General features: G+C 71.4%; 25 protein-coding genes and 1 tRNA gene. 5 read left to right on the plus strand and 21 right to left on the minus strand.

The window, feature by feature from the left end; translation table 11 throughout:
- Positions 1 to 137 precede the first annotated feature (137 nt).
- The 6 genes from phoB to pstS all read right to left on the minus strand — a co-directional run bounded on the left by phoB (position 138) and on the right by pstS (position 5,601).
- Positions 138 to 839, minus strand: coding sequence for a phosphate regulon transcriptional regulator PhoB (gene phoB / locus MFF04_RS16860; protein ID WP_238277465.1), 702 nt, complete (start codon positions 837 to 839; stop codon positions 138 to 140).
- Between the two features lie 31 nt (positions 840 to 870).
- Positions 871 to 1,623, minus strand: coding sequence for a phosphate signaling complex protein PhoU (gene phoU, locus MFF04_RS16865; RefSeq protein ID WP_238277466.1), 753 nt, complete (start codon positions 1,621 to 1,623; stop codon positions 871 to 873).
- An 88-nt stretch (positions 1,624 to 1,711) separates the two neighbouring features.
- The gene (pstB, locus tag MFF04_RS16870) at positions 1,712 to 2,527 is read right to left on the minus strand and encodes a phosphate ABC transporter ATP-binding protein PstB (protein WP_238277468.1); all 816 of its coding nucleotides are present in this window, start codon (positions 2,525 to 2,527) and stop codon (positions 1,712 to 1,714) included.
- A gap of 73 nt (positions 2,528 to 2,600) precedes the next feature.
- The gene (pstA, locus tag MFF04_RS16875) at positions 2,601 to 3,488 is read right to left on the minus strand and encodes a phosphate ABC transporter permease PstA (protein WP_238277471.1); all 888 of its coding nucleotides are present in this window, start codon (positions 3,486 to 3,488) and stop codon (positions 2,601 to 2,603) included.
- A gap of 10 nt (positions 3,489 to 3,498) precedes the next feature.
- Positions 3,499 to 4,473, minus strand: coding sequence for a phosphate ABC transporter permease subunit PstC (gene pstC / locus MFF04_RS16880; protein ID WP_238277473.1), 975 nt, complete (start codon positions 4,471 to 4,473; stop codon positions 3,499 to 3,501).
- A gap of 87 nt (positions 4,474 to 4,560) precedes the next feature.
- Complete coding sequence (pstS, locus tag MFF04_RS16885) at positions 4,561 to 5,601, minus strand: phosphate ABC transporter substrate-binding protein PstS (RefSeq protein WP_238277474.1); 1,041 nt, start codon at positions 5,599 to 5,601, stop codon at positions 4,561 to 4,563.
- A 246-nt stretch (positions 5,602 to 5,847) separates the two neighbouring features.
- On the opposite strand from pstS, the gene MFF04_RS16890 reads away from it, so the two are divergent.
- Complete coding sequence (locus MFF04_RS16890) at positions 5,848 to 6,114, plus strand: hypothetical protein (protein WP_373320093.1); 267 nt, start codon at positions 5,848 to 5,850, stop codon at positions 6,112 to 6,114.
- A gap of 7 nt (positions 6,115 to 6,121) precedes the next feature.
- Here MFF04_RS16890 and MFF04_RS16895 read toward each other — a convergent pair whose 3' ends face one another.
- The 6 genes from MFF04_RS16895 to gloB all read right to left on the minus strand — a co-directional run bounded on the left by MFF04_RS16895 (position 6,122) and on the right by gloB (position 12,567).
- Complete coding sequence (locus MFF04_RS16895; protein ID WP_238277475.1) at positions 6,122 to 6,328, minus strand: hypothetical protein; 207 nt, start codon at positions 6,326 to 6,328, stop codon at positions 6,122 to 6,124.
- Between the two features lie 97 nt (positions 6,329 to 6,425).
- A complete protein-coding gene (gene recN, locus MFF04_RS16900) occupies positions 6,426 to 8,114 on the minus strand; it encodes a DNA repair protein RecN (protein ID WP_238277476.1) in 1,689 nt (562 codons plus the stop codon).
- Between the two features lie 165 nt (positions 8,115 to 8,279).
- Complete coding sequence (locus tag MFF04_RS16905) at positions 8,280 to 9,158, minus strand: outer membrane protein assembly factor BamD (protein WP_238277477.1); 879 nt, start codon at positions 9,156 to 9,158, stop codon at positions 8,280 to 8,282.
- Positions 9,159 to 9,380: 222 nt separating this feature from the next.
- Positions 9,381 to 10,328: a UDP-3-O-acyl-N-acetylglucosamine deacetylase gene (gene lpxC / locus MFF04_RS16910; protein WP_238277478.1), complete on the minus strand. Its 948-nt coding sequence runs from the start codon at positions 10,326 to 10,328 to the stop codon at positions 9,381 to 9,383.
- A 520-nt stretch (positions 10,329 to 10,848) separates the two neighbouring features.
- Positions 10,849 to 11,439, minus strand: a complete 591-nt coding sequence (locus tag MFF04_RS16915) for a TetR family transcriptional regulator (RefSeq protein WP_238277497.1) — start codon at positions 11,437 to 11,439, stop codon at positions 10,849 to 10,851.
- 348 nt (positions 11,440 to 11,787) lie between these two features.
- Entirely contained in the window at positions 11,788 to 12,567 is a 780-nt protein-coding gene (gloB, locus tag MFF04_RS16920) for a hydroxyacylglutathione hydrolase (RefSeq protein ID WP_238277479.1), read from the minus strand.
- A 233-nt stretch (positions 12,568 to 12,800) separates the two neighbouring features.
- Between gloB and MFF04_RS16925 the strand changes: the two genes are divergently transcribed.
- Positions 12,801 to 13,547, plus strand: a complete 747-nt coding sequence (locus tag MFF04_RS16925) for a class I SAM-dependent methyltransferase (RefSeq protein ID WP_238277480.1) — start codon at positions 12,801 to 12,803, stop codon at positions 13,545 to 13,547.
- 5 nt (positions 13,548 to 13,552) lie between these two features.
- Positions 13,553 to 14,227 carry a MarC family protein gene (locus MFF04_RS16930; protein WP_238277481.1) on the plus strand — a complete coding sequence of 225 codons (675 nt, stop codon included), beginning with the start codon at positions 13,553 to 13,555 and terminating at the stop codon, positions 14,225 to 14,227.
- Between the two features lie 20 nt (positions 14,228 to 14,247).
- On the opposite strand, the gene MFF04_RS16935 is transcribed toward MFF04_RS16930, so the two are convergent.
- Both MFF04_RS16935 and MFF04_RS16940 read right to left on the minus strand, forming a co-directional pair.
- Positions 14,248 to 14,823 carry a sigma-70 family RNA polymerase sigma factor gene (locus MFF04_RS16935; protein ID WP_238277483.1) on the minus strand — a complete coding sequence of 192 codons (576 nt, stop codon included), beginning with the start codon at positions 14,821 to 14,823 and terminating at the stop codon, positions 14,248 to 14,250.
- Positions 14,820 to 14,981 carry a NepR family anti-sigma factor gene (locus MFF04_RS16940; RefSeq protein ID WP_238277485.1) on the minus strand — a complete coding sequence of 54 codons (162 nt, stop codon included), beginning with the start codon at positions 14,979 to 14,981 and terminating at the stop codon, positions 14,820 to 14,822. Before MFF04_RS16940 ends, MFF04_RS16935 begins: the two co-directional genes overlap by 4 nt.
- 347 nt (positions 14,982 to 15,328) lie before the next feature.
- On the opposite strand from MFF04_RS16940, the gene MFF04_RS16945 reads away from it, so the two are divergent.
- Positions 15,329 to 15,404, plus strand: a tRNA-Thr gene (locus MFF04_RS16945).
- Positions 15,405 to 15,460: 56 nt separating this feature from the next.
- Positions 15,461 to 16,750, plus strand: a complete 1,290-nt coding sequence (locus MFF04_RS16950) for a leucine-rich repeat-containing protein kinase family protein (RefSeq protein ID WP_238277487.1) — start codon at positions 15,461 to 15,463, stop codon at positions 16,748 to 16,750.
- Positions 16,751 to 16,870: 120 nt separating this feature from the next.
- Here MFF04_RS16950 and ftsZ read toward each other — a convergent pair whose 3' ends face one another.
- From ftsZ to MFF04_RS16985, 7 genes are all read right to left on the minus strand, one after another.
- A complete protein-coding gene (gene ftsZ / locus MFF04_RS16955; protein WP_238277488.1) occupies positions 16,871 to 18,613 on the minus strand; it encodes a cell division protein FtsZ in 1,743 nt (580 codons plus the stop codon).
- A gap of 93 nt (positions 18,614 to 18,706) precedes the next feature.
- Entirely contained in the window at positions 18,707 to 20,029 is a 1,323-nt protein-coding gene (gene ftsA / locus MFF04_RS16960) for a cell division protein FtsA (protein WP_238277489.1), read from the minus strand.
- Between the two features lie 53 nt (positions 20,030 to 20,082).
- Positions 20,083 to 21,018, minus strand: coding sequence for a cell division protein FtsQ/DivIB (locus tag MFF04_RS16965; RefSeq protein ID WP_238277490.1), 936 nt, complete (start codon positions 21,016 to 21,018; stop codon positions 20,083 to 20,085).
- On the minus strand, positions 20,985 to 21,908 hold the full coding sequence (locus tag MFF04_RS16970) for a D-alanine--D-alanine ligase (protein WP_238277491.1): 924 nt from the start codon (positions 21,906 to 21,908) through the stop codon (positions 20,985 to 20,987). Before MFF04_RS16970 ends, MFF04_RS16965 begins: the two co-directional genes overlap by 34 nt.
- Positions 21,909 to 21,959: 51 nt before the next feature.
- Positions 21,960 to 22,886, minus strand: coding sequence for a UDP-N-acetylmuramate dehydrogenase (gene murB / locus MFF04_RS16975; protein WP_238277492.1), 927 nt, complete (start codon positions 22,884 to 22,886; stop codon positions 21,960 to 21,962).
- Positions 22,887 to 22,998: 112 nt separating this feature from the next.
- On the minus strand, positions 22,999 to 24,405 hold the full coding sequence (gene murC, locus MFF04_RS16980) for a UDP-N-acetylmuramate--L-alanine ligase (protein ID WP_238277493.1): 1,407 nt from the start codon (positions 24,403 to 24,405) through the stop codon (positions 22,999 to 23,001).
- A gap of 50 nt (positions 24,406 to 24,455) precedes the next feature.
- The coding region (locus MFF04_RS16985) for a glycosyltransferase (protein ID WP_238277494.1) at positions 24,456 to 25,234 on the minus strand (779 nt) is incomplete at its 5' end.

The following is a 25,234-nucleotide window of genomic DNA, read 5'->3' on the forward strand; positions in this document are numbered from 1 at the left end:
GGCCTTTCTCGTTTCGAGGATGTCACGGGTCGACTTAGAGCATTTCCCGCCGAAGTGGTTGCCGGTTCGGCGCGAGAAAATGCGTCACACCAATAAGATAGAGCGTTTTCTGCGATCCGGCGATTGCGGAAAACGCTCTAGTCCACCGCCTCGAACATCTCGTCGAAGGCGTAGCCGGAACCGCGCACGGTGCGGATCGGATCGGCCTGGCGGGGCCGGTTAAGGGCCTTGCGCAGGCGCCCGACATGCACGTCGACGGTGCGCTCGTCGATGTAGACGTCGTGCCCCCAGACGCCGTCGAGGAGCTGCTCCCGGGAGAAGACCCGGCCAGGGCTTTGCATCAGGAACTCGAGGAGCTTGAACTCCGTCGGCCCGAGATGCAGCTCGCGGCCCGAGCGGCGGATGCGGTGGCTGAGCCGGTCGAGCTCGATGTCGCCGGCCACCAGGAGGCTGGCGACGTGGGCGGGCTTGGCCCGCCGCAGCAGCGAGCGTACCCGCGCCAGCAGCTCGGGCACGGAGAACGGCTTGACGATGTAGTCGTCGGCGCCCGTGCCGAGGCCGCGGATGCGGTCGCCCTCCTCGCCGCGGGCGGTGAGCATGATCACCGGCAGCCGCTCGGTCTCGCGCCGGGCGCGGATGCGCCGGCACAGCTCGATCCCCGAGAGGCCCGGCAGCATCCAGTCGAGCAGGACGAGGTCGGGCACCTGCTCCTGGAGGCGGATCTCCGCCTCGTCCCCGCGCACGGCGCTGTCGACCTCGAAGCCCTCGGCCTCGAGGTTGTAGCGCAGGAGCAGGGTGAGGGCCTCCTCGTCCTCGACGATCAGGATACGGGTGCTCATCGGCGGCTCACGGGACCGGTGCGGAGGCGCGTCAGGCCGCCGACGGTCCGGGCGGGGCGCTCTCCGCGGCCGCGCCCTGCGGCGAGACGGTGGCATAGTTCGAGGCGTCGTTCTTCGGGCGCTCGCCGGTGGGATTCTCGCCGGTGGCGAGGTACTGGATCGTCTCGGCGATGTTGGTGGTGTGGTCGCCGATGCGCTCGATGTTCTTGGCGCAGAACAGCAGGTGCGTGCAGAAGGAGATGTTGCGCGGGTCCTCCATCATGTAGGTGAGGAGCTCCCGGAACAGCGAGTTGTAGAGGGCGTCGATCGCCCCGTCCCGCTCCCATACGTCGTGCGCGGCCTTGGTGTCGCGGCCGGCATAGGCGTCGAGCACGTCCTTGAGCTGCTCCTGCACCAGATCGCTCATGTGCTGGACGCCCTGGACGATCTTCTGCGGCTGGGCCTCGTCGCTGATGGCGAGCACGCGCTTGGCGATGTTCTTGGCGAGATCGCCGATGCGCTCGAGATCGCCCGAGACGCGGATCGACGAGATCGTCTCGCGCAGGTCGATGGCCAGCGGCTGGCGCCGGGCGATGAGCAGCACCGACTTCTCCTCGATCTCCCGCTGGAGGGCGTCGAGTCGCTTGTCGGCGACGATTACCGACTGGGCGAGGCCGGTGTCGCGGCGGACGAGGGCGAGGCTCGCCTCGTCCGTCATCTTCTCGGCGATGCCGCCCATCTCGGAGATGAGCCGGCGCAGCCGGTCGAGGTCGTTGTCGTAAGAGGAGACGATGTGATCGGGCATGGCGGTCCTCGCGGGCGCGGGGCTCTGGAGCATTCCGCGTCGGGCGCGACGGGCGGCTCGACGCGCGAGAATGCGGCGTGGGAATGCGCTAGCCGAAGCGGCCGGTGATGTAGTCCTGGGTCTGGCGCTTCTCCGGGTTCATGAAGATGCGCGTCGTGGGCCCGAACTCGACGAGCTCGCCGAGATACATGAAGGCGGTGAACTGCGAGATGCGGGCGGCCTGCTGCATGTTGTGGGTGACGATGACGATCGTGAACTCGTCGCGCAGCTGCTCGATCAGCTCCTCGATGCGGCCGGTGGAGATCGGGTCGAGCGCCGAGGTCGGCTCGTCGAACAGGATCACCTCCGGGCGCTGGGCGACCGTGCGGGCGATGCACAGGCGCTGCTGCTGGCCGCCGGAGAGGCCCATGCCGGACTGCTTGAGCTTGTCCTTCACCTCGTCCCAGAGCGCGGCCTTGCGGAGCGACTCCTCGACCCGGTTGTCGAGCTCGGCCTTGGGCAGGCGCTCGTAGAGGCGAAGGCCGAAGGCGACGTTGTCGTAGATCGACATCGGAAAGGGAGTCGGCTTCTGGAAGACCATGCCGACGCGCGAGCGCAGCTCGTTGAGGTCGACGCTGGAGTCGAGGACGTTCTTGCCGTCGAGCAGGATCTGCCCCTCCGCCCGCTGCTCCGGGTAGAGGCTGTAGATGCGGTTGAAGGTGCGCAGCAGGGTAGACTTGCCGCAGCCCGAGGGACCGATCAGCGCGGTCACCTGCCGGTCGTGGAAGTTGAGGTTGATGTCCTTCAGGCCGTGGAAGGCGCCGTAGTAGAAGTTCAGGTCCTTGACCGCGATGCGCACGGGCGCGTTCGTATCGGCCTGGGGTCGGGCACCGAGCTCGGCGGCGTCGATGGGAGCGGCGTTCATCGGGGGATCCTTGGGACGGTCCTGGGGATGATCTCGGGAGAAGGGGCTCGTTCGCGGCGGGCGGCGGTCCGGCTCAGTGGCGCTTGGGCGAGAGCACGAAGCGGGCGACGACCGACAGCGCGAGGATGGTCGCGGTGATGAGCAGCGCGCCGGCCCAGGCGAGCTGCTGCCAGTTCGGGTAGGGCGAGAGGGCGAACTGGTAGATCATCACCGGCAGGTTCGCGATGCCGCCCATCAGGTTGGGGCTGAACCAGGAGTTGTTGTTCAGCGCCGTGAAGAGCAGCGGCGCGGTCTCTCCGGCGATGCGGGCGAGCGCCAGGATGATGCCGGTGACGATGCCGGCGGACGCCGCCCGCCAGGTCACCTGGCGGATCACCGTGGAGGCGGGCGCGCCGAGCGCCGCGCCGGCCTCGCGCATGGAGCCCGGCACGAGGCGCAGCATGTCCTCGGTGGTGCGCACGATCACGGGGGTGGCGATGATGGCCAGCGCGACGCCGCCGGCCCAGCCGGAATAGGTCCCCATCGGCCGCACCATCAGGGTGTAGACGAACAGGCCGATCAGGATCGAGGGCGCCGAGAGCAGGATGTCGTTGAGGAAGCGCACCAGCTCGGCGAGCTTCGAGCCGCGGCCGTACTCGGCGAGGAAGGTGCCCGCCATGACGCCGACCGGCGTCGCCACGACGATGCCGATGAAGGTGAGCACGAGGCTGCCGAGCACGGCGTTGGCGATGCCGCCGCCCTCGGAGCCGGGCCCCGGGGTCGGCTGGGTGAGGAGCGTCGGCGTGATGCCGCGGAGGCCCTCGATGATCAGCATCAGCAGGATCGAGCCCAGCACCACGGCGCCGATCAGGGTCGCGGCGAAGCAGGAGACCCGCAGCACGCGGTCGGCGACGCGCCGGCTGGATCGCACGCGCGAGACGGGGGCGGCGTGCATCGCGGCCATGGGAGTGGTGGCGTCCATCGGAGGCTCCTCAGGCGACCTTGACGCGCCGGGTCAGCAGGCGCGCGATGATGAGGACGACGAACGTGATCACGAAGAGGATGCAGCCGAGCGCCATCAGCGCGTTGAGCTGCATTCCGTCCGCCTCGTTGAACTCGTTGGCGATGCGCGAGGCGATGGTCGAGCCGGGATCGAAGATCGAGGCCGAGAGCCGGTTGGCGTTGCCGATCACGAAGGTGACCGCCATGGTCTCGCCGAGCGCCCGGCCAAGGCCGAGCATGATCGCGCCGATGATCGAGACCGAGGCCTGCGGCACGAGGACGTGGCGCACCACCTCCCAGGTCGTGCAGCCGATGCCGTAGGCGCTCTCGCGCAGGATCGTCGGGATCTGGTCGAGCATGTCGCGGGCGATCGAGGCCACGAAGGGCACGATCATGATCGCCAGGATGATGCCGGCGGTGAGGATGCCGACGCCGGAGGGGACGCGGGCGTAGAGCAGCGTGCCGACCACCGGCAGGCCCTCGACGAGGTTCGAGACCGGCACCTGCACGAAGCGGGCGAAGAGCGGCGCGAAGATGAACAGGCCCCACATGCCGTAGATGATGCTCGGCACGGCGGCGAGCAGCTCGATGGTCATTGCCACCGGCCGGCGCGCCCAGCCGGGGCAGAGCTGCGTGAGGTAGACGGCGATGCCGAGCGACAGCGGCACGCCGATCAGGAGGGCGATGAGCGCGGAGGCGAGCGTGCCGATCACCGCGACGAGGGCGCCGTACTGCTCGGTTCCGACGTTCCAGGCCGGCGAGGTCAGGAAGCCGAAGCCGAACTCGCGGAAGGCGGGCCAGCCGCCATAGGCGATGGAGGCGAGGATGCCCACCAGCACCAGCAGCACGAGGATGGCGCAGCCGTAGGCCGCGGCCCTGAACAGGGCGTCGGCGCCCCGGCTCGGGGTCGTGCGCGGCACCCGATCCTCTCGGGCCAACGCGATCGTCTCGGTCAAGGCAGCCATCCGCCGTTCTCTTCGCTCAAGCGCTTGGTAGCCTCCGGGACGGCCCGAGGCGAGCCGTCCCGGAGAAGCCGGGTCTATGGGGCCGGCTTACTGGGTCAGGACCGGCTTGCCGTCCTTGTCCTTGATCTGCTTCCACTCGTCCTTGACCAGCGCGACGACGCTGTCGGGCAGCGGCACGTAGTCGAGGTCGGTGGCGAGCTTGTCGCCGTTCTTGTAGGCCCAGTCGAAGAACTTGAGCACGGCGGCGCTCTTGGCCGGGTCGGCGGCCTCCTTGTGGACGAGGATGAACGTCGCGGCCGTGATCGGCCAGGCGTCGTCGCCACCCTGGTTGGTCAGGGCGATGCCGAAGCCCGGCGCGGACTTCCAGTCGGCGCTGGCGGCGGCGGCCTGGAAGGCCTTGTCGTCGGGCTGCGGGAACTTGCCGGCCTTGTTCTGGATCAGGGCGTAGGCGAGCTTGTTCTGCTTGGCGTAGGCTGACTCGACGTAGCCGATGGCGTTCGGGACCTGCTTGACGGTGGCGGTGACGCCCTCGTTGCCCTTGCCGCCCTGGCCGGCGGGCCAGGAGATCGTCGTCGCCGCGCCGAACTCCTTCTTCCAGGCCTCGGAGGCCGAGGAGAGGTAGGTGGTGAAGATGTTCGTCGTGCCCGAGGCGTCGGAGCGGTAGACCGGGGTGATCGGGGCGTCGGGGAGCTTCAGGCCCTCGTTGAGCTTGGCGATCTTGGCGTCCGACCACTTGGTGATCTTGCCGGCGTAGATCTCGGCGATCAGCTCGCCCGTGAGCTTCAGCTTACCGGGCTCGAGGCCGGGAATGTTCACCACGGTGACGACGCCGCCCATCACGGTCGGGAATTGCACGAGGCCGTCCTTGGTCAGCGCCTCGCCCTTGAGCGGGGCGTCGGTGGCGCCGAAGTCGACGGTCTTGGCCTGGATCTGCTTGATGCCGCCGCCGGAGCCGATCGACTGGTAGTTGAGGCCGGTGCCGGTCTCCTTGCGGTAGGCTTCCGCCCACTTGGAGTAGACCGGGAAGGGGAAGGTGGCACCGGCGCCGGTGATGTCGGCGGCGAGCGCCGCGCCGGTGAGCTGGGCCGTCGCGAGGCCGAGGGCGAGCGCGTAACGGAAGGGCTTCAAAGGATTCTCCATCGCTGTCGAGGCCGGCGGGTTCCTCAAGGAACCTCCCGCCGGGGCGATACCGGCCCGACGGTGCCGCCTCTATGACGAAGCGATGACAGATCGATGACATCCCCCGGCCACGGCTCGCTCGGCGGCGGTTCTTCCGAGGGTTCCGCACAAGCATGGCACGATTGTGCGGTCTCGCGCGTTCCATCCGCCTCGGCCCGGCGCGACGGCGGGCCGGCGAGCAGGAGACGGAACGACGTGCGTCCCGGCGAGACCGACACGCAATCCAGGCCCGAGGCCGCACCCGGCACCGACGAGCAGCGCTTCCTCGACTTGCACGCGGAGCGCTCGACCCTGGAGCGGGCGCTGGCCCTCAGTCAGGCACGGCAGCGGTTCGTATCGGACCGGACGGAGGCCGAGAGCGCCCGGCAGGAGGAGGAGCGCCTGCTGGCGGACCTCGATCTCGTCCTCACGCGGATCCGGGCGGAGGAGTACCGGCGCCGGCCGGGCGCGCGCCGCTGGTAGCCGCGGGCTAATCCCCCCGGCGGCGGTCGCGCTCCTTGTGGCGCAGCCGCAGGAGCAGGTCGATCTGGCTGTCGGGCAGCGGCTGCGCCTCGACGCGGCTCTCGTAGAAGGAGCGCAGGACCGTGCCGATCCGGCGGCGTGCCTCGGCATTCATCGCCGTTTCGCCGGCCGGTGCGGGGTGCAGAGCGTCGGTCGTGTCGAATCCCTGGGCCATGGTCCTGTTCCGGGCCTTGAAGGCCACGCGATTCGCCGCGTCACCTCGACACAATTCTCAGTTGCTATGGTTAACAATCCGTTAACTACAGGTTCCCTCAGGGCACCGGCGCAGGTGTTTCGGTCGCGGCGAGAAGTCGCGCTGCGGCGGCCCGTGCCTCGTCGGTCACGGTGGCGCCGGCCAGCATGCGGGCGATCTCCTCGCGGCGCGCCGGGGGATCGAGGGGCGTGACGCGGGTGGCGACGCGCGCCGCGCCCTTCACCCCGTCCTTGGCGATGAGGAAATGCGTCGCCGCCCGCGCCGCCACCTGCGGGGCGTGGGTGACGGCCACGACCTGCACGGTCTCGGAGAGGCGCCCGAGGCGCACGCCGATGGCGTCGGCCACGGCGCCGCCGACGCCGGTGTCGATCTCGTCGAAGATCAGGGTCGGGGCCGAGCCGCGATCGGCGAGTACAACCTTGAGTGCGAGGAGGAAGCGGGACAGCTCGCCGCCGGAGGCGACCTTCATCATCGGGCCGGCGCGGGTGCCCGGATTGGTCTGCGCCCAGAACTCAACCCGCTCGGTGCCGGCGGGGTCGCGCGATTCGGGATCGGTGGCGATCTCGGTAATGAAGCGGGCCCGCTCCAGCTTCAGCGGAGGCAGCTCGGCCTTCACCGCGGCGTCCAGCGCCTTGGCGGCGCGCCGCCGGCCGGCGGCGAGCTTCTCCGAGGCCGCCGCATAGGCGGCCTCGGCACCGGCCAAGTCGGCCTCCAGGCCCGCGAGCCGCTCGGCACCGGCATCGATCGCAGCGACCTCGCCCTCGAAGCGCTCGCGGAGCGCGGCGAGGTCGTCGGCGGGCTTATCGTACTTGCGCGAGGCGGCGCGCAGCGCGAACAGGCGCTCCTCGGCTCGCTCCAGCTCGCGGGGGTCGAACTCGGTCTCGGCCACCGCCGCGTCGAGCACGCCGCGGGCCTCGTCGAGGGCGACGAGGGCGGCGTCGAGCGCCCGCACGCAGGGCTCGACCAGGGCGGGAAGCTGCTCGGCCCGCCGCTCCAGGCGCCGCACGGCCGAGGCGAGATGGGGCACCGCCGAGCCCTGGCCCCCGAGAGCCTCCAGGGCGTCGTTCAACTCGCGGGCGATCTTCTCGCTCTGCTGCATGATCGCGCGGCGCTCGGCGAGGCTCGCCTCCTCCCCGGCCTCGGGGGCGAGCGTGCCGAGCTCGTCGACGGCATGGCGGAGGAAATCGGACTCGCGCTGGGCCGCCTCGACCTGGGCGCGCTGGGCGGCGAGGCTCGCGCGAGCCGCCTTCACCCGGCGCGAGGCCTCCGCGACGGTGGCGAGCGGCCCGTGCAGGCCGCCGAAGGCGTCGAGGATCGCACGGTGGGCGCCGGCATCGGCCAGCGCCCGATCGTCGTGCTGGCCGTGGATCTCGACGAGCGCGGCGCCGATCGCCCGCAGGGTCTGCACGCCGATCGCCTGGTCGTTGACGAAGGCGCGGGTGCGTCCGTCCGCCATCTGCGTGCGGCGCAGGATCAGGTCGCCCTCGGTGTCGATGCCGGCCTCGCCAGCGATCCGCCGGGCGGGATGGTCGAGCCCGACGTCGAACACGGCGGTGACGGCGCCCTGCGCCTCGCCGTGGCGCACCAGGCCGCCGTCGCCGCGGCCACCGAGCGCCAGGGAGAAGGCGTCGAGCAGGATCGACTTGCCGGCGCCCGTCTCGCCGGTGAGCACGCTCAGCCCGTCGCGAAAATTCAGCTCGAGCTTGTCGATGAGAACGATGTCGCGGATCGCGAGCTGCACGAGCATGCCGCGTCTCGAAGCCCCCTGATCGGGCCGCGCCCGGGAAGCATCCGTCCCGCGGCGCGCGGAGCGGACGCGGGCGGCGCGCCGGGTGCCGATATAGGCGGGGCGCGCCGTCTCTTCACCCCGCAAAAACGGCGCGCCCCGGTGGGACGCGCCGCGAAGATCCGCTCAGTTCGCGGAAGCGGTCTGGCCGGTGATCGAGCGGAACGCCCGGCTCAGGAAGGAACTCTTCTCCTCGCGGGGCTCGAGGCCGCCGTTCTGGAGGAGGGCGTAGGCGTCCTTGTACCAGGGGCTGTCGGGGAAGTTGTGGCCGAGCACGGCCGCCGAGTTCTGGGCCTCGGCGGTAATGCCGAGCGCCATGTAAGCCTCGGTGAGGCGCATCAGGGCCTCCTCGGCGTGGCGGGTCGTCTGGTACTTGCTCACCACGTCGCGGAAGCGGTTGATGGCGGCAGGGAAGTTGCGGCGCTCCAGGTAGTAGCGGCCGATCTCCATCTCCTTTCCGGCGAGCTGGTCGCGGGTGATCTGGATCTTGGCCTTGGCGTCGGCGACGTATTCCGACTTCGGATACTTCGTCACCAGCTCCTGGAGGGCGACGAGGGCCCGCTCCGAGCGCTCCTGGTCGCGGGTCACGTCCGGGATCTGCTTATACTGCGACATCGCCATCAGGTACTGGGCGTAGGCCGCGTCCTTGCTCGCCGGGTGCCGCTGCAGGTAGCGCTTCGAGGCGTTGATGGCGTCGTCGTACTTCTGGCCCTCGTAGTTGGCGAAGGCGGTCATCAGCAGCGCCTTCCGGGACCAGTCCGAGTAGGTGTACTGCTTGTCGAGGTCGCCGAACTTCTTGGCCGCGCCCTCGTAGTCGCTGTCCTCCATCTTGGCCAAGCCCTCGCTGTAGAGCTTGTCCGCGGGGACGGTGGGGATCACCTCGGGCTTGTACTTCTCGGCGAAGGGGTTGATCGAATCGAGGGCGTCGCAGCCGCCGAGACCGAGCCCGAGGACGGACAGGATCACGGCCGCCATCGCACCGCGGGTCGGATTGCTGACAGACATCTCTCGGTTCATCCCTCGAAGGCGCGCCGGGCAGTGTCTCCCGCCATCCTCGCGCGCCGCCCCAAACGACCGCCCCGAACCGCCGGCCGCGTCGAGCGCGGCCCCGTTCAGGGACGATTCACCGTGGCGGTCAATTCGGGCGCGAAAACGGCGGCGCGCAGGTGCCGGGCGGCAGATCGCGGCGCTGTGGCCGGAAAGTTACAGAAGGGTTAAGCGCGGCGCTCAGAGATCGCCGGCGAAGGCGGCGAGGCCGAGATTGGCGCCGAGCTCGGCCAGCGCGCCCTCGCGGCGGGGGGCCTGCGCCTCGACGATCGCGTAGTTCGCGCGATCGGAGAACAGGGCGGAGAGGACGCCGACATTCATGCGGTGGCCGCCGCAGTAGGAGCGGTAGCCGCCCTGGATCGGCAGGCCGGCGAGCGCGAGGTCGCCGACGGCGTCGAGGAACTTGTGACGGACGAACTCGTCCGGGAAGCGCAGGCCTTCGGGGTTGACGACGGCGGTCTCGCCGACGGCGACCGTGTTGTCGAGGGAGGCACCGAGCGCGAAGCCGGCCTTCCAGTAGCGCTCCACGTCCCGCATCATGCCGAAGGTGCGCGCACCCGCGATCTCGCGGCGGTAGGCGGCGGGCGTCAGGTCCATCGCCTTGCGGGAGCGGCCGATCACCGGGCTCTCGAAATCGATCTCGACGTCGAGGCGGAAGCCCCGGTCGATAGGGCGAAGCTCGGCGAAGGCCCGGCCGATCTCGATGCGCACCGGCCGCAGCACCTTGATCCAGCGCTTCGGGGCGCCGCAGGCCGCGAGGCCGACCGTGTCGATCGCCTCGACGAAGGGGCGGGCGCTGCCGTCGAGGATCGGCATCTCGGGGCCGTCGATCTCGACCAGCGCGTTGTCGACGCCGAGCCCGTAGAAGGCCGACATCAGGTGCTCGATGGTGGCCACCGCTCCGGTCTCGACGTCGCCGATGACGGTGCAGAGCTCGGTGGCGGAGACGCAGGCGTGGTGGGCCTTGATGATCCGGTCGTTGCCGGTGGAGACGCCGGTGCGGAGGAAGGCGATGCCGTGGTTCGCGGGGGCCGGGCGGAGCGTGATCTCGACGGGGTTGCCGGAGTGTACGCCGATGCCGCTGAGCGCGACGGAGCCCTTGAGGGTCGTCTGTTGGTGCGTTCGCATTCTTTCGCCCTCGGCCGTGATCGGGTGGAAAGCTTTCGCCTCCGGTCCCTCTGATCCGTCCGCTGCTCGAAGCCTCGTGCGTGCACCGCCGAAAGAAAGCGGTGCCTTCGTCGTTGGTGAATTTGGTATAGCCGCGCCTCGCCGCGCCGGCCAAATCACGCTTTCTTACGCTCTGTTACAGACACGCTTGCCGGATGCGTGCAGAAAAACCATGCTCTCCCAAGAGGTTAAAGATTGGTTAACAATCTTTCAAACCGGCTTTGAAACTGTGACCAAAAGGCTTCACGTCCCCCGAGAGGGCGTGTTCCTAGGCTTGGTCGACCAGCCAAATCCTCGCGATGCCGAAGCCATACCGCACTGCAACATGGCGTGCGGCGGGGCGTCGCGCGGTCCGTCGAACCGGTGCTTAAGCCGCGAAGACGTCGGGAATCGGGCGTCGGACTCCGCGCGGCCCAGGTCGCAGGCGTGCAGGACACCGGCCGGCGCCCTCGCACCCGTCGGCCGCCGAAGGCGGCCGGTGCTAGAGGATGCCGGCGCGCAGCACCCGCTGGATCGCGTAGATCACCGCCCCGAGGCGGGCCTCGACGAGGTCGCGGGGCACCTCGGCGTCGTGCTGGATCGCCAGCGGATGGGTGAAGCGGTAGCTGGCGTCGAAGATGTAGGCGATGGCCCGCTCGCGGTCGCGGGCGGAGAAGGCGCCGGCCGCCATCCCCTCCTCGATCACCCGCTCCACGAGGCTGCGCAGGCGCACCCGGTGGCGGCGGGCGATGGGGCGGGCGGCGACGGTGGCGTCGAGATGGACCGCGAACAGGTGCGGCTCGTCGGCGAGCGCGTCCCGCTGCACGGTGGCGAGCGCGGTGAGCAGGCGCTCGATCTTGTCGTCGGCGGGGTCGGGCGCGTCGGCGATGCCGGCGAGCCGGGTCTCCACATCCCGCAGCCAGCGGCCGGCGACCGCGTCGAGGAGCGCGTCCTTCGAGGGGAAGTAGCGGTAGACGTTGGCGTGGGTCATCCCCGCCTCGGCGGCCACCGCCACCACCGTCACCCGCTTCGGCCCGAGGCGGGCGAGATGCTCGGCGGCGATGTTGAGGAGGCGCACGTCCGCCGACGGCAGCGCCGGGCGGGCCTTCTGAGGAGCGGAGCGGCCACGCCCGACGACGCGCAGCGTCACCGCCTCGTCGGATTCCGCATCCCGCTCCGGCCCCTGGCTGATGCCCGTCTCGCGTGGCTCGTCCGGATGCGCACCTGTCCCGATACGCGGCTCGTCGCCCGGCTGCCGGAACGGCAGCGGCAGGCGCTGGGGTGTGAGGTGGTAAGGCGAGGCCGACCCCCATCTGACCGGGAGGGCGCGACGGGCGCCCTCCATCCACGACCTCCGGACTGCAAGGCCCGGACATGACACTTGCGAGCCTATGTTCACATTAGTTTGACAAAGCAACAAATTTTTCTTGGTTGGACGCGATCAGAATCGATTCTTCCACGCCCGGAGCGCCACGAAGACGCGTTCGGCCTCGCTCCCCGGCGCCAGCCCGACGCCCTGGGCCAGCGCCGGATCGCCCGCCCGCAGGAACGGGTTCGTCGCCTTCTCCTCTCCGAGGCTCGAGGGAATGAGGAAGCGTCCCTCGGCGGCCGCGCGCTGCGCCTCCTCGGCCCTGGCCTTGAGCCGGGCGTTGTCGGGGTCGGCGGCCAGCGCGAAGCGGGCGTTCGAGCCTACGTAGTCGTGCCCGCTGTAGATCTGGGTCTCGTCCGGCAGCGGCAGGAAGCGCGAGAGCGAGCGCCACAGGGTCTCCGGCGGGCCCTCCAGCACCCGGCCGCAGCCGAGGGTGAAGAGCGTGTCGCCGGCAAACACCACCCCGGCCTCGGCGAAGACGTAGGAGACGTGGTCGGCGCAGTGGCCCGGCGTCTCCCAGACCTCGCCGGCGAGCGCGCCCACGCTGACGGTGTCGCCCTCGGAGACGGTGACGTCGACCTCCGGCACCGCCGCGCCGGCCTTGGCCGGCGCCGTGACCTTCGCGCCCGTCGCCCGCTTCACCTCGGGGATGCCCTCGACGTGGTCGGCGTGGCGGTGGGTGACGAGGATGTCGGTCAGCGTCCAGCCGGTCTCCTTGAGGGCGGCCAGCACGGGCGCGGCTTCCGGCACGTCGATCGCCGCGCAGGCGCCCGTCTCGGGATCGCGCATCAGCACGCCGATATTGTCGCTGCGGCAGAGGAAGGTGCGGATCCAGGGGGTGCGTGCCGGCATGCGGGGTCTCTCCTCGGGTCTTCGGTCGGTCTCGGATCGCTCGCGCGCCCGCGGGCGCGGCGCTTGTCGGAATGGGCGAGAGGTAGGGCGGCGGCCGGGCCGCGTCGCGATCCTGCGCACCGGATCCTCGGCGCCGGATCGCTCACGGCAGTGGAGGACGGGACGGCGAGCGCTTGCCGCGCGCGCCCGCGCCCCCCATTGAATCGGCCGAGCGGACGACCGCAGCGGGTTCCATGCGCCTCGAAGTCACCGACCTGCGCGCCTTCTACGCCAGCCCGCTGGGCGCGGTCACCCACCGCATCGTCGGCCGGGCGATCCACGGCTTCCTCGGCTCGGTCTCGGGGCTCAGGGTACTCGGGCTCGGCTACGCGACGCCCTATCTCGCGCCGGTGCACTTCATCGCCGAGCGGACGCTCGCCTTCATGCCGGCGACGCAGGGGGTGGTGAACTGGCCAGGCAGCGGCCGCTCCTGCTCGGCGCTCGCCGACCCGACCATGATGCCGCTGCCCGACGCGGCGGTGGACCGGGCCATCCTCGTGCACGCGCTCGAATCCGTGGAGAGCCCGACCGAGCTGCTCCAGGAGGTCTGGCGCATCCTGACGCCGGGCGGCCGGATGCTCCTCGTCGTGCCGAACCGCCGGGGCGTCTGGGCGCGCTGGGAGGCGACGCCCTTCGGCCACGGCCAGCCCTACAGCCGCTCGCAGCTCGGGCGCCTGATGCGCGACACGCTGTTCAGCCCGGAGGGCTGGGCCGAGGCCCTCTACATGCCCCCGACGAGCGGGCGGCTGATGCTGCAGGCGGCGGGCGCCTGGGAGCGGGTCGGCACCGGCCTGTCCTTGCCCTTCGCCGGGCTTCACGTCGTCGACGCGACGAAGCAGCTCTATCGCCCGGTCACTGTGGCGAAGGCGCGCCGCGCCGCCCGCCTCGCGCCGGCCCGGGTGCTTCTGCCGTCGCCTTCCCCCTCTCCCTCGCCGGGTTGAGCGCCATGGATCCGGAATCGGCCCTGCGCCACTTCCTGCTCGCGCTGTCGGCGCTGTTCTCGATCGTCAACCCGATCGGCTCGGCGCTGATCTTCGCGCAGGTCACCGCCGACAAGTCCCACGCCCAGCGGGTCGAGCTCTCGAAGCGGATCGGCTTCTACGCGACGCTGATCATGCTCTCGGCGCTCTGGGCCGGCGCGCCGATCCTCAACTTCTTCGGCGTGTCGCTGGGGGCGCTGCGCATTGCCGGCGGCCTCGTGGTGGCGGCCTCAGCCTGGGTGCTCCTCAACGCGCCGGAGGCCCGGGACGCCCGCAGGCAGGCGGAGGCGAGCCAGCCGGAAGCCGGGCAGGTCGCCGACATCGCGTTCTTCCCCCTCACCCTGCCCTTCACCACGGGGCCGGGCACCATCGCGGTCGCCATCGCGCTGGGATCGAACCGGCCGGAGGGCATGGACGAGCGGCTCGGCTTCTACCTCGGCACCAGCCTCGCGGCGCTCGCCATCGCCGTCATGGTGCGCTTCGCCTACGGCTCCGCCGACCGGGTGGTGAACCTGATCGGCCCCGTGGGCGCGCGGGTGCTGGGGCGGCTCGCCGCCTTCCTGCTCCTCTGCGTCGGCACCCAGATCACCGTGGCCGGCGTCGTCGACGTCCTCGGCCCCCTGCTCGCCGCCCGGCACTGAGCCGGGGCGGCGAGCGTCCCTCAATTTGCGCCGAGGGCGGAGCGGGCGAGACCGCCGCCGCCGATGTCGCCGCTGTCGGCCATGCCGAGCTCCTCGATCAGCCGCAGCCGGGCCCGGCTGACCCGGCTCTTCACCGTGCCGACGGCGACCCCGCAGATCGCGGCGGCCTCCTCGTAGGTGAAGTTCTGGGCGCCCACGAGAATGAGCGCCTCGCGCTGGGGCGCCGGCAGGCGGTTCAGCGCCGTCTCGAAGGCGCGCATCTCGACCCGCACCTCCTGCTCGGGCGGGCTCGCGAGCCGCCCGGCGATGGCGCCGTCCACGTCCTCCACCTCGCGCTTGCGCTTGCGCTGCTGCGAGTAGAACAGGTTGCGCAGGATCGTGAACAGCCACGCCGTGAGGTTGGTGCCCCGCGTGAAGCTGTCGGACTTCGTCCAGGCGCGCACCAGGGTGTCCTGGACGAGGTCGTCGCTGCGGTCGAGGTCGTAGGTCAGCGAGAAGGCGAAGGCGCGCAGCGCCGGGATCGCCCCGAGCAGGAGATCGCGCATCTCGGTGTCGACGGCGCCGGGCAGCGCGGCCGTTGGGCTCATCTCGATCATCGCGTCGGCTCCTCCGGCTCGGTGCGGGAGGCGAGCTGCGCGACGAGGGTCTCGAAGCGGTCGGGCAGTGGCTGCGCGAGCAGGCTCGCGTAATGCGCCCGCAGGTTCAGCCCGATCCGGCGGCGGGAGGCCGCGTCGAGGCGGGGCCTGCGATCCATGGGCGCGCGGCCGCCTTCCGTCCCGCCCGTCTTCTCTCCGCTCGCCATCGCGCCGGCACCCTCCTCTCGGATCGGCCGTCTCGTGCGATTCGCCGGGTCGACCAGGAAGGCGGGTGTTAGGAACGCCGGATTTAATGCGATCTGAAAGTGTCGTTCATCTTATAGACAGGCGAACTTGACCGTAATATACTGATGTAGGATCAAGATTTTCAAGTATATTTCTATTCGATATCTATATCGTTTCCAAATGTAACTGGGAGAGCACTCCCGAAGGCTGGCCGAAGCTTGGCCGCAGGCAATTCGCGGGGGTTGCGGACCGGCCGGGGCGCTGCTAGCGCAGGCCGGATGCCGGTTTAGCTCAGCTGGTAGAGCAACCGCCTTGTAAGCGGTAGGTCGCGAGTTCGAGTCCCGCAACCGGCACCAGCCCGCCCCGCATCCGCGATGCGTTCCACGCGGATGCGTCGGCCCGCCCCGTCTCGATGACGAATCCCACCCTCGATGCCCTGCGCCGTGGCGACCTCGCCGGGGCGCGGGCGCTGCGCCTGCCGGGCCTGTCCGCGTTTCCGGACGCGATCTTCGGGCTCGCCGATACGCTGGAGGTGCTCGATCTCGGCGGGGGCACGCTCACGCGCCTGCCCGACGATCTCGGCCGCCTGCACCGGCTGCGGGTGCTGTTCGGCTCCGGCAACTGCTTCGAACGGCTGCCCGCCAGCCTCGGCGGCTGCGCGGCGCTGACCCAGGTCGGCTTCCGCGGCGTGGGGCTGCGGGAGGTCCCGGCCGAGTCGCTGCCACCGAACCTGCGCTGGCTGACGCTGACCGACAACCGCATCGAGACCCTGCCCCGCGCCCTCGGCGAGCGGCCGAGGCTTCGCAAGCTCATGCTCGCCGGCAACCGCCTGCGCGATCTGCCGGAGAGCCTCGCCGACGCGGGCGAGCTGGAGCTGCTGCGCCTCTCCGCCAACCGGTTCGAGCGGCTGCCCGCCTTCCTCGGCGCGATGCCGGCGGTGGCCTGGCTCGCCTGGGCCGGCAACCCGGCCGAGGACGGCGCGCCGCTCCCCGAGCCGGAACCGGTCGCCTGGGCCGACCTCGCCCTGGGCGAGCGCCTCGGCGAGGGCGCCTCGGGCCACGTCCACGCGGCGCTGTGGCGGGGGCGGCCGGTGGCGCTCAAGCTGTTCAAGGGCGTCATGACCAGCGACGGCCTGCCCGACCGGGAGATGGCGGCCTGCCTCGCGGCGGGCGCGCATCCCGGCCTCGTCGGCGGGCTCGGCCGGCTGATCGGCCATCCGGAAGGCACGCAGGGTCTGGCGATGCCGCTGCTGCCCGCGGGCTGGCAGGCGCTCGCCGGCCCGCCGAGCCTGGAGACCTGCTCGCGGGACGTCTACGCGCCGGGCCTGACGTTCGCGCCGGAGGTGGTGCTCGCCCTCGCCCGGACGGCGTCCGGCGCGGCGGAGCATCTGCACGGGCGCGGGATCAGTCACGGCGACCTCTACGCCCACAATCTCCTCTGGGACGGGGAGACCGGCGCGGCGGCCTTGAGCGATTTCGGTGCGGCCTCGCGCCTTCCGGCAGGTCGGACGGGGGCGGCGCTGGCGCGGATCGACGTGCGGGCCTTCGGCCTGCTCCTCGACGAGCTGATCGAGCGCTGCCGGGGCACGCCGGGCTGGCTCGACGCCGCGCGGGAGCTCGCCACGGCCTGCACCGGCGCCCCCGCCGCGCGCCCCTCGATGGCGGAGGCGCACGCCGCCGTCCGGGCCCTGGCCGAGGGCTGACCGCCGATCCGCTGCCCCCCGTGCGGGACCTCGTAAAAAATGCGCCGGAGCGGTGGTCCGCCCCGGCGCGCGATCACGTTCGAGCCTGCTCCCGCGATCCGGGGATCGCGGGGCGCCGGATCAGGTGTTGGCCTGGCGGCGCAGGAAGGCCGGGATCTCGAGGTGGTCGTCGTCCATCATCCGGGCCTGCGGGGCGAGGCGGCCCTGCGGATCCAGGTTGCCCTGGGCCGGGCGGTAGCCCTGGGGGGCGGCCGGAGCGCGGGGCGCGGGCGGCAGAGGAGCCTGCTGCATCGCGGGCTGGTGGTGCATCGGCGCCTGCGGCTGCGGGGCGGCAGCACGATGGACGGGCGCCTCCGGCTCCTCGCGGCGGCCGCCGAAGCCGACCGAGGCGAGGCGGCGCAGCAGGCTGGTGCGCTTCGAGTCCTGCGGCTCGGCCGCCTCCTCCGCCGGACGGGCGCGCAGCTGCGCCTGGGCGATCGGAGGCAGCTCGTGGATCTGCGGCATGCGCGGACCACGGGCGAGCGGGGCGGCGGCGGGCGCGGCCGCCCGCGGGGGCACGAAGGGACCGCCGGCATGGACGGGGGCCGGCTCCGGCTGGGGGGCGGCCGGCGGCGGCGCGTAGGGGGCGGCCGCGCGCGGGGGAGCCTGGGTCAGCACCACGTCGTCGCGCACCACCGGGGCCGGGGCGGGCTCGATGCGGGGCTCGACGGCCACCGGTGCAGGCGCCGGCGCCGCGAAGGCCGGGGCCGGGGCGATCTCGGCGCGGGGCGCCTGCGCCGGGGCGGCAGGAGCGGCGGCGCGGGCGCGGGCCTCGGCGCGGAGCCGCTCGGCGACCTCGGCGATGCGCTGCTCGGTCTCGGCCACCGCCGGGTTGTTCGGCGAGTTCGCCGCGATCAGCGCCGGCTCGATGCCCGTGGCGACCACCGACACGCGGATGATGCCGTCGAGGCTCTCGTCGAAGGTGGCGCCGAGGATGATGTTGGCGTCGCCGTCGACCTCCTCGCGGATGCGGGTGGCGGCCTCGTCGAGCTCGTAGAGGGTGAGGTCGGCGCCGCCCGTGATCGAGATCAGCAGGCCGCGGGCGCCCTTCATCGAGACGTCGTCGAGGAGCGGGTTGGCGATGGCCGCCTCCGCGGCGCGGTTGGCGCGCTTCTCGCCCGACGCCTCGCCGGTGCCCATCATCGCCTTGCCCATGCCGCGCATGATCGCGCGCACGTCGGCGAAGTCGAGGTTGATGAGACCCTCCTTCACCATCAGGTCGGTGATGCAGGCGACGCCCGAGTAGAGCACCTGGTCGGCCATCGCGAAGGCGTCGGCGAAGGTCGTCTTCTCGTTGGCGACCCGGAACAGGTTCTGGTTCGGGATGACGATGAGGGTGTCGACGGCGGCCTGGAGCTCCTGGATGCCGGCCTCGGCGGTGCGCATCCGGCGCACGCCCTCGAACTGGAAGGGCTTCGTGACGACGCCGACCGTCAGGATGCCCATGTCGCGGGCCGCGCGGGCGATGACCGGAGCGGCGCCGGTGCCGGTGCCGCCGCCCATGCCGGCGGTGATGAAGCACATGTGCGCGCCGGAGAGCTGGTCGCGGATCTCGTCGATAACCTCCTCGGCCGCCGCCGAGCCGACCTCCGGGTGCGAGCCGGCCCCGAGGCCCTGCGTGACGCCGAGACCCATCTGGATGACCCGCTCGGCCTTCGAGGAGGTCAGCGCCTGGGCGTCGGTGTTGGCCACGACGAACTCGCAACCGAGCAGGCCCGACTCGATCATGTTGTTGACGGCGTTGCCGCCGGCGCCGCCGACACCGAACACGGTGATGCGGGGCTTCAGTTCGCGGATGTCAGGCGCCTGGAGAGAGATGGCCATGGTGTCGAGCCCCTTTGACTTTCGCTCATCGTATGGCGCCCCTCGGGGCGCCCGGTTTCGTCGAGCGGACCTCCGGAGAGGCCCGCCCAGTCTCTAGAAGCTCTCGCGGATCCAGCGTCCGACGCGCGAGAGGTAACCGTCCGTTCCGGTGCCCGCGAACACCCCCTGCCCGCGGGGCTCGAAATGCTCGGCATGCGCCACCTGCGGGTAGACCAGCAGGCCGACCGCGGCGGAGAAGGCGGGTCCCTTGGCGGCTTCCGGCAGGCCGCGGATGCCGAGCGGCCGGCCGATCCTGACCTGCCCCTGCATGACCCGGCGGGTGACCTCGGGCAGGCCGACGAGCTGGCTGGCGCCCCCCGTCAGCACCACCCGGCGCCCGGCCTGGGCGCTGAATCCCGCCTCGCGCAGGCGGTCGCGCACCAGCTCGACCACCTCCTCGACCCGGGGCTTGATGATGCGCACGAGCTGCGAGCGCGGCACGTGGGCCGGCGCCTCGCCCTCGTCCTCGCTGAGGCCCTGGACCGCGATCATGTCCCGCTCGTCGGACGGGGTGGCGATGGCCGAGCCGTAGAGGGTCTTGAGGCGCTCGGCCGCCGCGACCCGGGTCGAGAGCCCGCGGGCGATGTCCATGGTGACGTGGTGGCCGCCGACGGCGACCGCGTCGACATGCACGAGGTGGCCGCCGGAGAAGACGCCGACGCTCGTCGTGCCCCCACCCATGTCGACGACGGCGACGCCCATCTCCGCCTCGTCGTCGACGAGCGCCGAGAGGCCGGCGGCGTAGGGGGTGGCGATCACCGCCTCGACGCCGAGATGGCAGTGCTCGACGGCGAGCATCAGGTTGCGGGCGGCGGCCGCCTCGCTGGTGACGACGTGCAGGTCGACGCCGAGCGAATCACCCACCATCCCCGAGGGGTCGATGACGGCGCCCTGGCCGTCCAGCGCGTAGCCGGTCGGGAGGGCGTGGAGCACGGTGCGGCCGGGGCCGACGCCGTGGGCGCTCGCCGTCTCCAGCGCCCGCTCCACGTCGGCGCCGGTGACGGTGCCCGTGCGGACGCCGACATGGGCCTCGTAGTGCTGCGAGGCGAGGCGCCCGCCGGACATGTTCACGATGACCGACTGCACCTCGACCTTGGCCATGCGCTCGGCGGCGTGGACCGCCTGGCGGATGGCGTTCTCGGCCATCTCCAGGTCGACGATGGCGCCGCCTTTGAGCCCCTGCGAGCGGTGGTGGCCGATGCCGATGATGCGGGCGAGATGCGTGCGGCCCTTCAAGGTCGTCAGCGCCTCGGCCGGCTGCAGCTCGGCGATGAGGCAGACGACCTTGCTCGTGCCGATGTCGAGCACGGAGAGCGTCGTGCTCCGGCGCGCGGAGAGCGGCTTCAGGCGGGGCGTCAGGCCGTGGTGGCTGTGCATCGGACGCTACCGGACTGAGGTGACGGTGGAAGACAGGACGAGAAGGGAGCAGATCACGTGGCCGCCCCCTTCTTCTTCGGCTTCTGGGACTCGGCCCTCGCGGCCGCGGCCTCTTCCGTCAGGCGCACCACCACGCGGTCGGCCATGCGGAGGTCGACGGCGATGATGTCCTTGGCGAGCAGGCCCTTCTCCCGGTCGAGGCGGGCGAGGCGGGCCAGCGCCTCCGCGGCGCCGGTCTCGGGCAGGCGGATGTCGATGCCGTCGAGCTTGAGCGTCCAGCGCCGGCCCGAGACGTAGGTGCCCGCCCGGACCCGCTCGGCGAGCGGGCCGGCGGCGCTGATCAGGGCGAGGTAGTCCCCGAGATGCGTGTTGGCGTTCTCGCCGACGACGAGCGGCAGGCTCGCGTAGCGGTCGTCGCGCATCGAATCGATCACGGTGCCGTCGGCGGCGATGACGTTGATCTCGCCGTCCTTCTGCCAGAGGGCGGCGGGCTCACGCTCGACCTGGGTGATGACGACCTCGTTGGGGTAGAGCTTGCGCACGGAAGCCGAGGCGATGAGCGGCACCCGCAGCAGGCGCTCGCGGACCTCGGCCACGTCGAGGAAGGGCACGGAGGAGCGCCCGTCGATGCCGGCGGCCTCCAGCACCTCGCGCTCGTACATGCGGGAGATGCCGGAGATCGTCACGCGCTCGACGCCGAAGCCGGCGACGCGGGCGAGGATGTCGAGGGGGCGGCCGTTCTCGAGGATGAAGCGGTCGTAGCGGCCGCTCGCCACGAAGCCCGTCAGGGCGATGCCGGCGAGCGCCACGGAGAAGGCGGCGGTGCCGGTGCCGCGGGGAAAGCGCGCCTGGAGGGGCAACGCAGGGCGCAGGCGCCGGGTCGAGCCTGGGCGGCGAGCGAGGAGACGGCCGAGGCGCGCAGCCAGCCCTGCCCCTTGTGGAGCAGTCGCGGGGCTCAGCGGCCCAAAGTTGCGTCCTCCACCATCCATCGGACGAGCTCACCGAAACTCAGGCCCGCGTGGGCTGCCATCTCCGGCACAAGGCTCGTCTGGGTCATGCCGGGTTGCGTGTTGACCTCGAGGACGACGAGCGCTCCGGTTCCCCCCGGCGTGTCGTCGAATCGCAGGTCCGCACGGCTGATGCCCCGGCACCCCAGTGCTTGATGCGCCGTTAACGCCAACTCTTGGATACGCTGGTAAACATTTGGTTTAAGAACCGCCGGAAGGACGTGGATCGACCCCCCCTCGGCGTACTTCGCGTCGAAGTCGTACCACTCGCCCGATGCGGGCTTGATCTCGATCACACCGAGCGCCCGGTCGCCCATCACCGCGCAGGTGAGCTCGCGGCCGGCAACGTAAGTCTCCGCAAGGACTTCGTCCCCGTAGACCCATTCGTCCGAGGCCAGGATCTGGGGCGGGTGCGAGCGCCCGTCGCGCACGATGAGGACCCCCATGGAGGAGCCCTCGGCGACCGGCTTGACCACGTAGGGCGGGGGCAGCGGGTGTGACTTCGCCGCATCATGACGGTTAACGACGCGGCCCTCCGGCACCGGCACGCCGGCCGCGGCCAGCACCGTTTTGGCACGCTCCTTGTGCATGGCGAGCGCCGAGGCGAGCACGCCCGAGTGGGTGTAGGGGATGCGCAGGATCTCGAGCAGCCCCTGGATGGTGCCGTCCTCGCCGGCAGGTCCGTGGAGGGCGTTGAGCGCCGTGTCGGGCCTCAGCTCCGTGAGCACGGTGGCGATGTCGGGCCCGACATCGACCCGCGTCACCCGGTAGCCTTCGCCCTCCAGCGCCGCCGCGCAGGCCGTGCCGGACTTCAGCGAGATCTCCCGCTCGGAGGACCAGCCCCCCATCAGGACGGCGACGTGCTTGGACATGGGAAGGCTCCGATTTCTAAGCGGCCGCGAAACGCGAAGGCCGCGCGACGATCAGGCGGCTTCGACCGCCACCCCGATCCGCTTGATCTCCCAGTGCAGGTCGACCCCGGAGGTCTCGCGGACCCGGTGGCGGACCTCCTCGCCGAGCGCCTCGATGTCGGCGGCGGTGGCGCCGTCGCGGTTGATCAGGAAGTTGCAATGCATCGGCGAGACCTGGGCACCGCCGAGCGTCAGCCCCCGGCAGCCGGCGGCGTCGATGAGCTGCCAAGCCTTGCCGCCCTCCGGGTTGCGGAACGTCGAGCCGCCGGTGCGCTCGCGGATCGGTTGGGCCGCCTCGCGGGCGGCGGTGACGCGCTCCATCTCCGCCTCGATCGCCGCGCGCTCGCCGGGCCGGCCCCGGTAGAGGGCGCTCGTGAAGATCACGTCCTCCGGCGCGGAGCAGTGGCGGTAGGAGAAGCCCATCTCGGCGTGGCCGAAGGTACGCAAGCTCCCCCGCCGGTCGATCCCGCGGGTCTCGACGAGCACGTCGGTGGTCTCGCCGCCATGGGCGCCGGCGTTCATGCGCAGCGCCCCGCCGACCGAGCCGGGGATGCCCCGGTAGAAGGCGAGCCCGTCGAGCCCGGCCTCGGCGGCGGCCTTGGCGAGGCGCATGTCGGGCACCGCCGTGCCGGCGCGGATCGTGTCGCCGTCGATCCCGATCCCGCCGAAGGCCTTGCCGCCGAGCCGGACCGTCACGCCGGGGATGCCGCCGTCGCGGACGATCAGGTTCGAGCCGAGGCCGATCACCGTCACCGGGGTTTCCGGGTCGAGGGCCGCGAGCAGGGCCGCGAGGTCCTCCTCGTCGGCCGGCGTGAACAGCACCTCGGCCGGACCGCCGACCCGGAACCAGGTCAGCTCCGAGAGCGGCTGGTTCGCCAGCAGGCGTCCGCGAAGGCCCGGCGCGGCGGCGCGGATGGAGTCGTGGAGGGAGGCGGTCATGGTCGTGCTCCTCCTCTCCCCGCGGGCGGGGAGAGGGCTTCGGCGACCCTGTCGTCGCCGGAGCGAGGCGGCAGCCGGGGGTGAGGGGGCGGCTCTGATGCAGCCGAGCGCATCACCCCTTCCGAGCCGCGAGCTCGCCCGGCAGGGCGTAGGCCCACTGGGTGATGGTGCCGGCCCCTAGGCACACGACGTAGTCGCTGGGCTTGGCGAGGCCCGCGACGATGCCGGCGAGGTCCTCGGGGCGCTCGAGCGCACGGGCGTCGCGGTGGCCGCGGGAGGTGAGGCCGGCGACGAGCCCGTCCCGGTCGATGCCCTCGATCGGCGCCTCGCCCGCCGCGTAGACGGGGGCGACGATCACCGTGTCGGCGTCGTTGAAGCAGGTGCAGAAATCGTCGAACAGCGATTGCAGGCGCGAGTAGCGATGCGGCTGGACGACGGCGATCACCTTGCCGTCCGTCGAGGCGCGGGCGGCTTTCAGCACCGCCTTGATCTCCACGGGATGGTGTCCGTAGTCGTCGAAGATCGCCGCGCCGTTCCACTCGCCCGTGCGGGTGAAGCGGCGCTTGACGCCGCCGAAGCCGGCGAGCGCCCGGCGGATCTCGTCGTGGCCGACGCCGAGTTCGTTGGCGACCGCGAGCGCCGCGGTGGCGTTCAAGGCGTTGTGCTTGCCCGGCATCGGCAGCACGAGGTCCTCGATCTCCATGCGGAAGCCGGGGCGGCGGTCGCGGATCATCACCCGGAAGCGGCTCTGGCCGCCCTTCAGGTCCACGTCGATGAGGCGCACGTCGGCCTGCGGGTTCTCGCCGTAGGTGATGATGCGCCGGTCCTCGATATGGCCGACGAGGTCCTGCACGACTGGGTGATCGATGCACATCACCGCGAAGCCGTAGAAGGGGATGTTGTCGATGAAGCGCCGGAAGGCGTCTTTCACCGCCTCGAACGAACCGAAATGGTCGAGGTGCTCGGGGTCGATGTTGGTGACGATGGCGACGTCCGCCGGCAGCTTCAGGAAGGTGCCGTCGGATTCGTCGGCCTCCACCACCATCCACTCGCCCTCGCCCATACGGGCGTTGGTACCGTAGGCGTTGATGATGCCGCCATTGATGACCGTCGGGTCGAGGGTGCCGGCATCGAGGAGCGTCGCCACGAGGGAGGTCGTCGTGGTCTTGCCGTGGGTGCCGGCCACCGCGACGCAGGACTTGAAGCGCATCAGCTCCGCGAGCATCTCGGCGCGGCGCACCACCGGCAGCCTCGCTTCGCGGGCGGCCTGGAGCTCCGGGTTGTCCCGGCGGATCGCGGTCGAGACCACGACGAGGGCGGCCTCCGCGACATTCTCCGCGGCGTGGCCGACGAAGGTGCGGATGCCCTTCTCCGCGAGGCGGCGGACGTTGGCGTTGTCCGAGGCGTCCGAGCCCTGCACCGTGTAGCCGAGATTGGCCATGACCTCGGCGATGCCGGACATGCCGATGCCACCGATGCCGATGAAATGGATGGGGCCGAGTTTCTCGGGCAGCTTCATGATCCGAACCGCTTGGTCTTGCCCGCCGCGATCGCGCGGCGGGGATGGGGTCAGGTGCGGGCCGCGGTCTCGATCACGAGATCGGCGAGGCGCTCGGCGGCGTCCGTGAGACCGGCGCTTTTGGCCGCTGCGGCCGCCGCGGTCAATTTTTCGGGTGCGCCGAGATACGCCGACAGCTCCGCCGCGAGCCGCTCCGGGGTGAACTCGGCCTGCGGCAGAGCGAGCGCGGCGCCGGCCGAGGCCAGGGTCGCGGCGTTGGCGGCCTGATCCTGATCCAGGGCCCCGGGCAGCGGCACCAGGATCGCCGGGCGGCCGATGGCGGAAAGCTCCGAGACCGTCGAGGCGCCGGAGCGCGACACGACGAGATGCGCGGCGGCCATGCGGCCGGGCAGGTCACGGAAGAAGGGCGCGGCCTCGATGCCGGCCAGCCCCATGGCGAGATAGGCGTTCTGGACGGTGGTGAGGTCCTCGGCGCGGGCCTGCTGGACGATGGCGAGGCGCGCCCGCAGGGCTTCGGGGAGCAGGGTCACGGCCGGCGGTACGATCTCGGACATGATCCGCGCGCCCTGGCTGCCGCCGAACACGAGAAGGCGGAAGGGATCGCCCTCGCCGAGCGCCGGATAGGGCGTGGCGGCGGCCTCAATCACCGCCGGGCGCAGGGGGTTGCCGGTGTGGACGGGCTTCGCGCTCGCCCGCGACGGCACGCCCCGCACCTCCCGGAAACCCGTCGCGATAGCCCGGGCGCGAGGGGCGAGGAAGCCGTTGGCGCGGCCCATCACCGCGTTCTGCTCGTGGATGAGGGTCGGCACGCCGAGGAGCTGCGCGGCGA

This window comes from Methylobacterium jeotgali (assembly GCF_022179345.1).
GTDB lineage: Bacteria > Pseudomonadota > Alphaproteobacteria > Rhizobiales > Beijerinckiaceae > Methylobacterium > Methylobacterium jeotgali.

Coding starts and splice junctions, on each gene's coding strand:
- MFF04_RS16965 (WP_238277490.1), bottom strand. CDS start 21,018: ATGGATGGTGGAGGACGCAACTTTGGGCCGCTGAGCCCCGCGACTGCT.
- MFF04_RS16935 (WP_238277483.1), bottom strand. CDS start 14,823: ATGATCGAGATGAGCCCAACGGCCGCGCTGCCCGGCGCCGTCGACACC.
- MFF04_RS16905 (WP_238277477.1), bottom strand. CDS start 9,158: ATGTCTGTCAGCAATCCGACCCGCGGTGCGATGGCGGCCGTGATCCTG.
- ftsA (WP_238277489.1), bottom strand. CDS start 20,029: ATGCACAGCCACCACGGCCTGACGCCCCGCCTGAAGCCGCTCTCCGCG.
- phoU (WP_238277466.1), bottom strand. CDS start 1,623: ATGCCCGATCACATCGTCTCCTCTTACGACAACGACCTCGACCGGCTG.
- lpxC (WP_238277478.1), bottom strand. CDS start 10,328: ATGCGAACGCACCAACAGACGACCCTCAAGGGCTCCGTCGCGCTCAGC.
- pstB (WP_238277468.1), bottom strand. CDS start 2,527: ATGAACGCCGCTCCCATCGACGCCGCCGAGCTCGGTGCCCGACCCCAG.
- pstA (WP_238277471.1), bottom strand. CDS start 3,488: ATGGACGCCACCACTCCCATGGCCGCGATGCACGCCGCCCCCGTCTCG.
- recN (WP_238277476.1), bottom strand. CDS start 8,114: ATGCTCGTGCAGCTCGCGATCCGCGACATCGTTCTCATCGACAAGCTC.
- murB (WP_238277492.1), bottom strand. CDS start 22,886: ATGACCGCCTCCCTCCACGACTCCATCCGCGCCGCCGCGCCGGGCCTT.
- MFF04_RS16970 (WP_238277491.1), bottom strand. CDS start 21,908: ATGTCCAAGCACGTCGCCGTCCTGATGGGGGGCTGGTCCTCCGAGCGG.
- MFF04_RS16950 (WP_238277487.1), top strand. CDS start 15,461: ATGACGAATCCCACCCTCGATGCCCTGCGCCGTGGCGACCTCGCCGGG.
- gloB (WP_238277479.1), bottom strand. CDS start 12,567: ATGCCGGCACGCACCCCCTGGATCCGCACCTTCCTCTGCCGCAGCGAC.
- pstC (WP_238277473.1), bottom strand. CDS start 4,473: ATGGCTGCCTTGACCGAGACGATCGCGTTGGCCCGAGAGGATCGGGTG.
- MFF04_RS16925 (WP_238277480.1), top strand. CDS start 12,801: ATGCGCCTCGAAGTCACCGACCTGCGCGCCTTCTACGCCAGCCCGCTG.
- murC (WP_238277493.1), bottom strand. CDS start 24,405: ATGAAGCTGCCCGAGAAACTCGGCCCCATCCATTTCATCGGCATCGGT.
- MFF04_RS16940 (WP_238277485.1), bottom strand. CDS start 14,981: ATGGATCGCAGGCCCCGCCTCGACGCGGCCTCCCGCCGCCGGATCGGG.
- MFF04_RS16930 (WP_238277481.1), top strand. CDS start 13,553: ATGGATCCGGAATCGGCCCTGCGCCACTTCCTGCTCGCGCTGTCGGCG.
- MFF04_RS16895 (WP_238277475.1), bottom strand. CDS start 6,328: ATGGCCCAGGGATTCGACACGACCGACGCTCTGCACCCCGCACCGGCC.
- phoB (WP_238277465.1), bottom strand. CDS start 839: ATGAGCACCCGTATCCTGATCGTCGAGGACGAGGAGGCCCTCACCCTG.
- ftsZ (WP_238277488.1), bottom strand. CDS start 18,613: ATGGCCATCTCTCTCCAGGCGCCTGACATCCGCGAACTGAAGCCCCGC.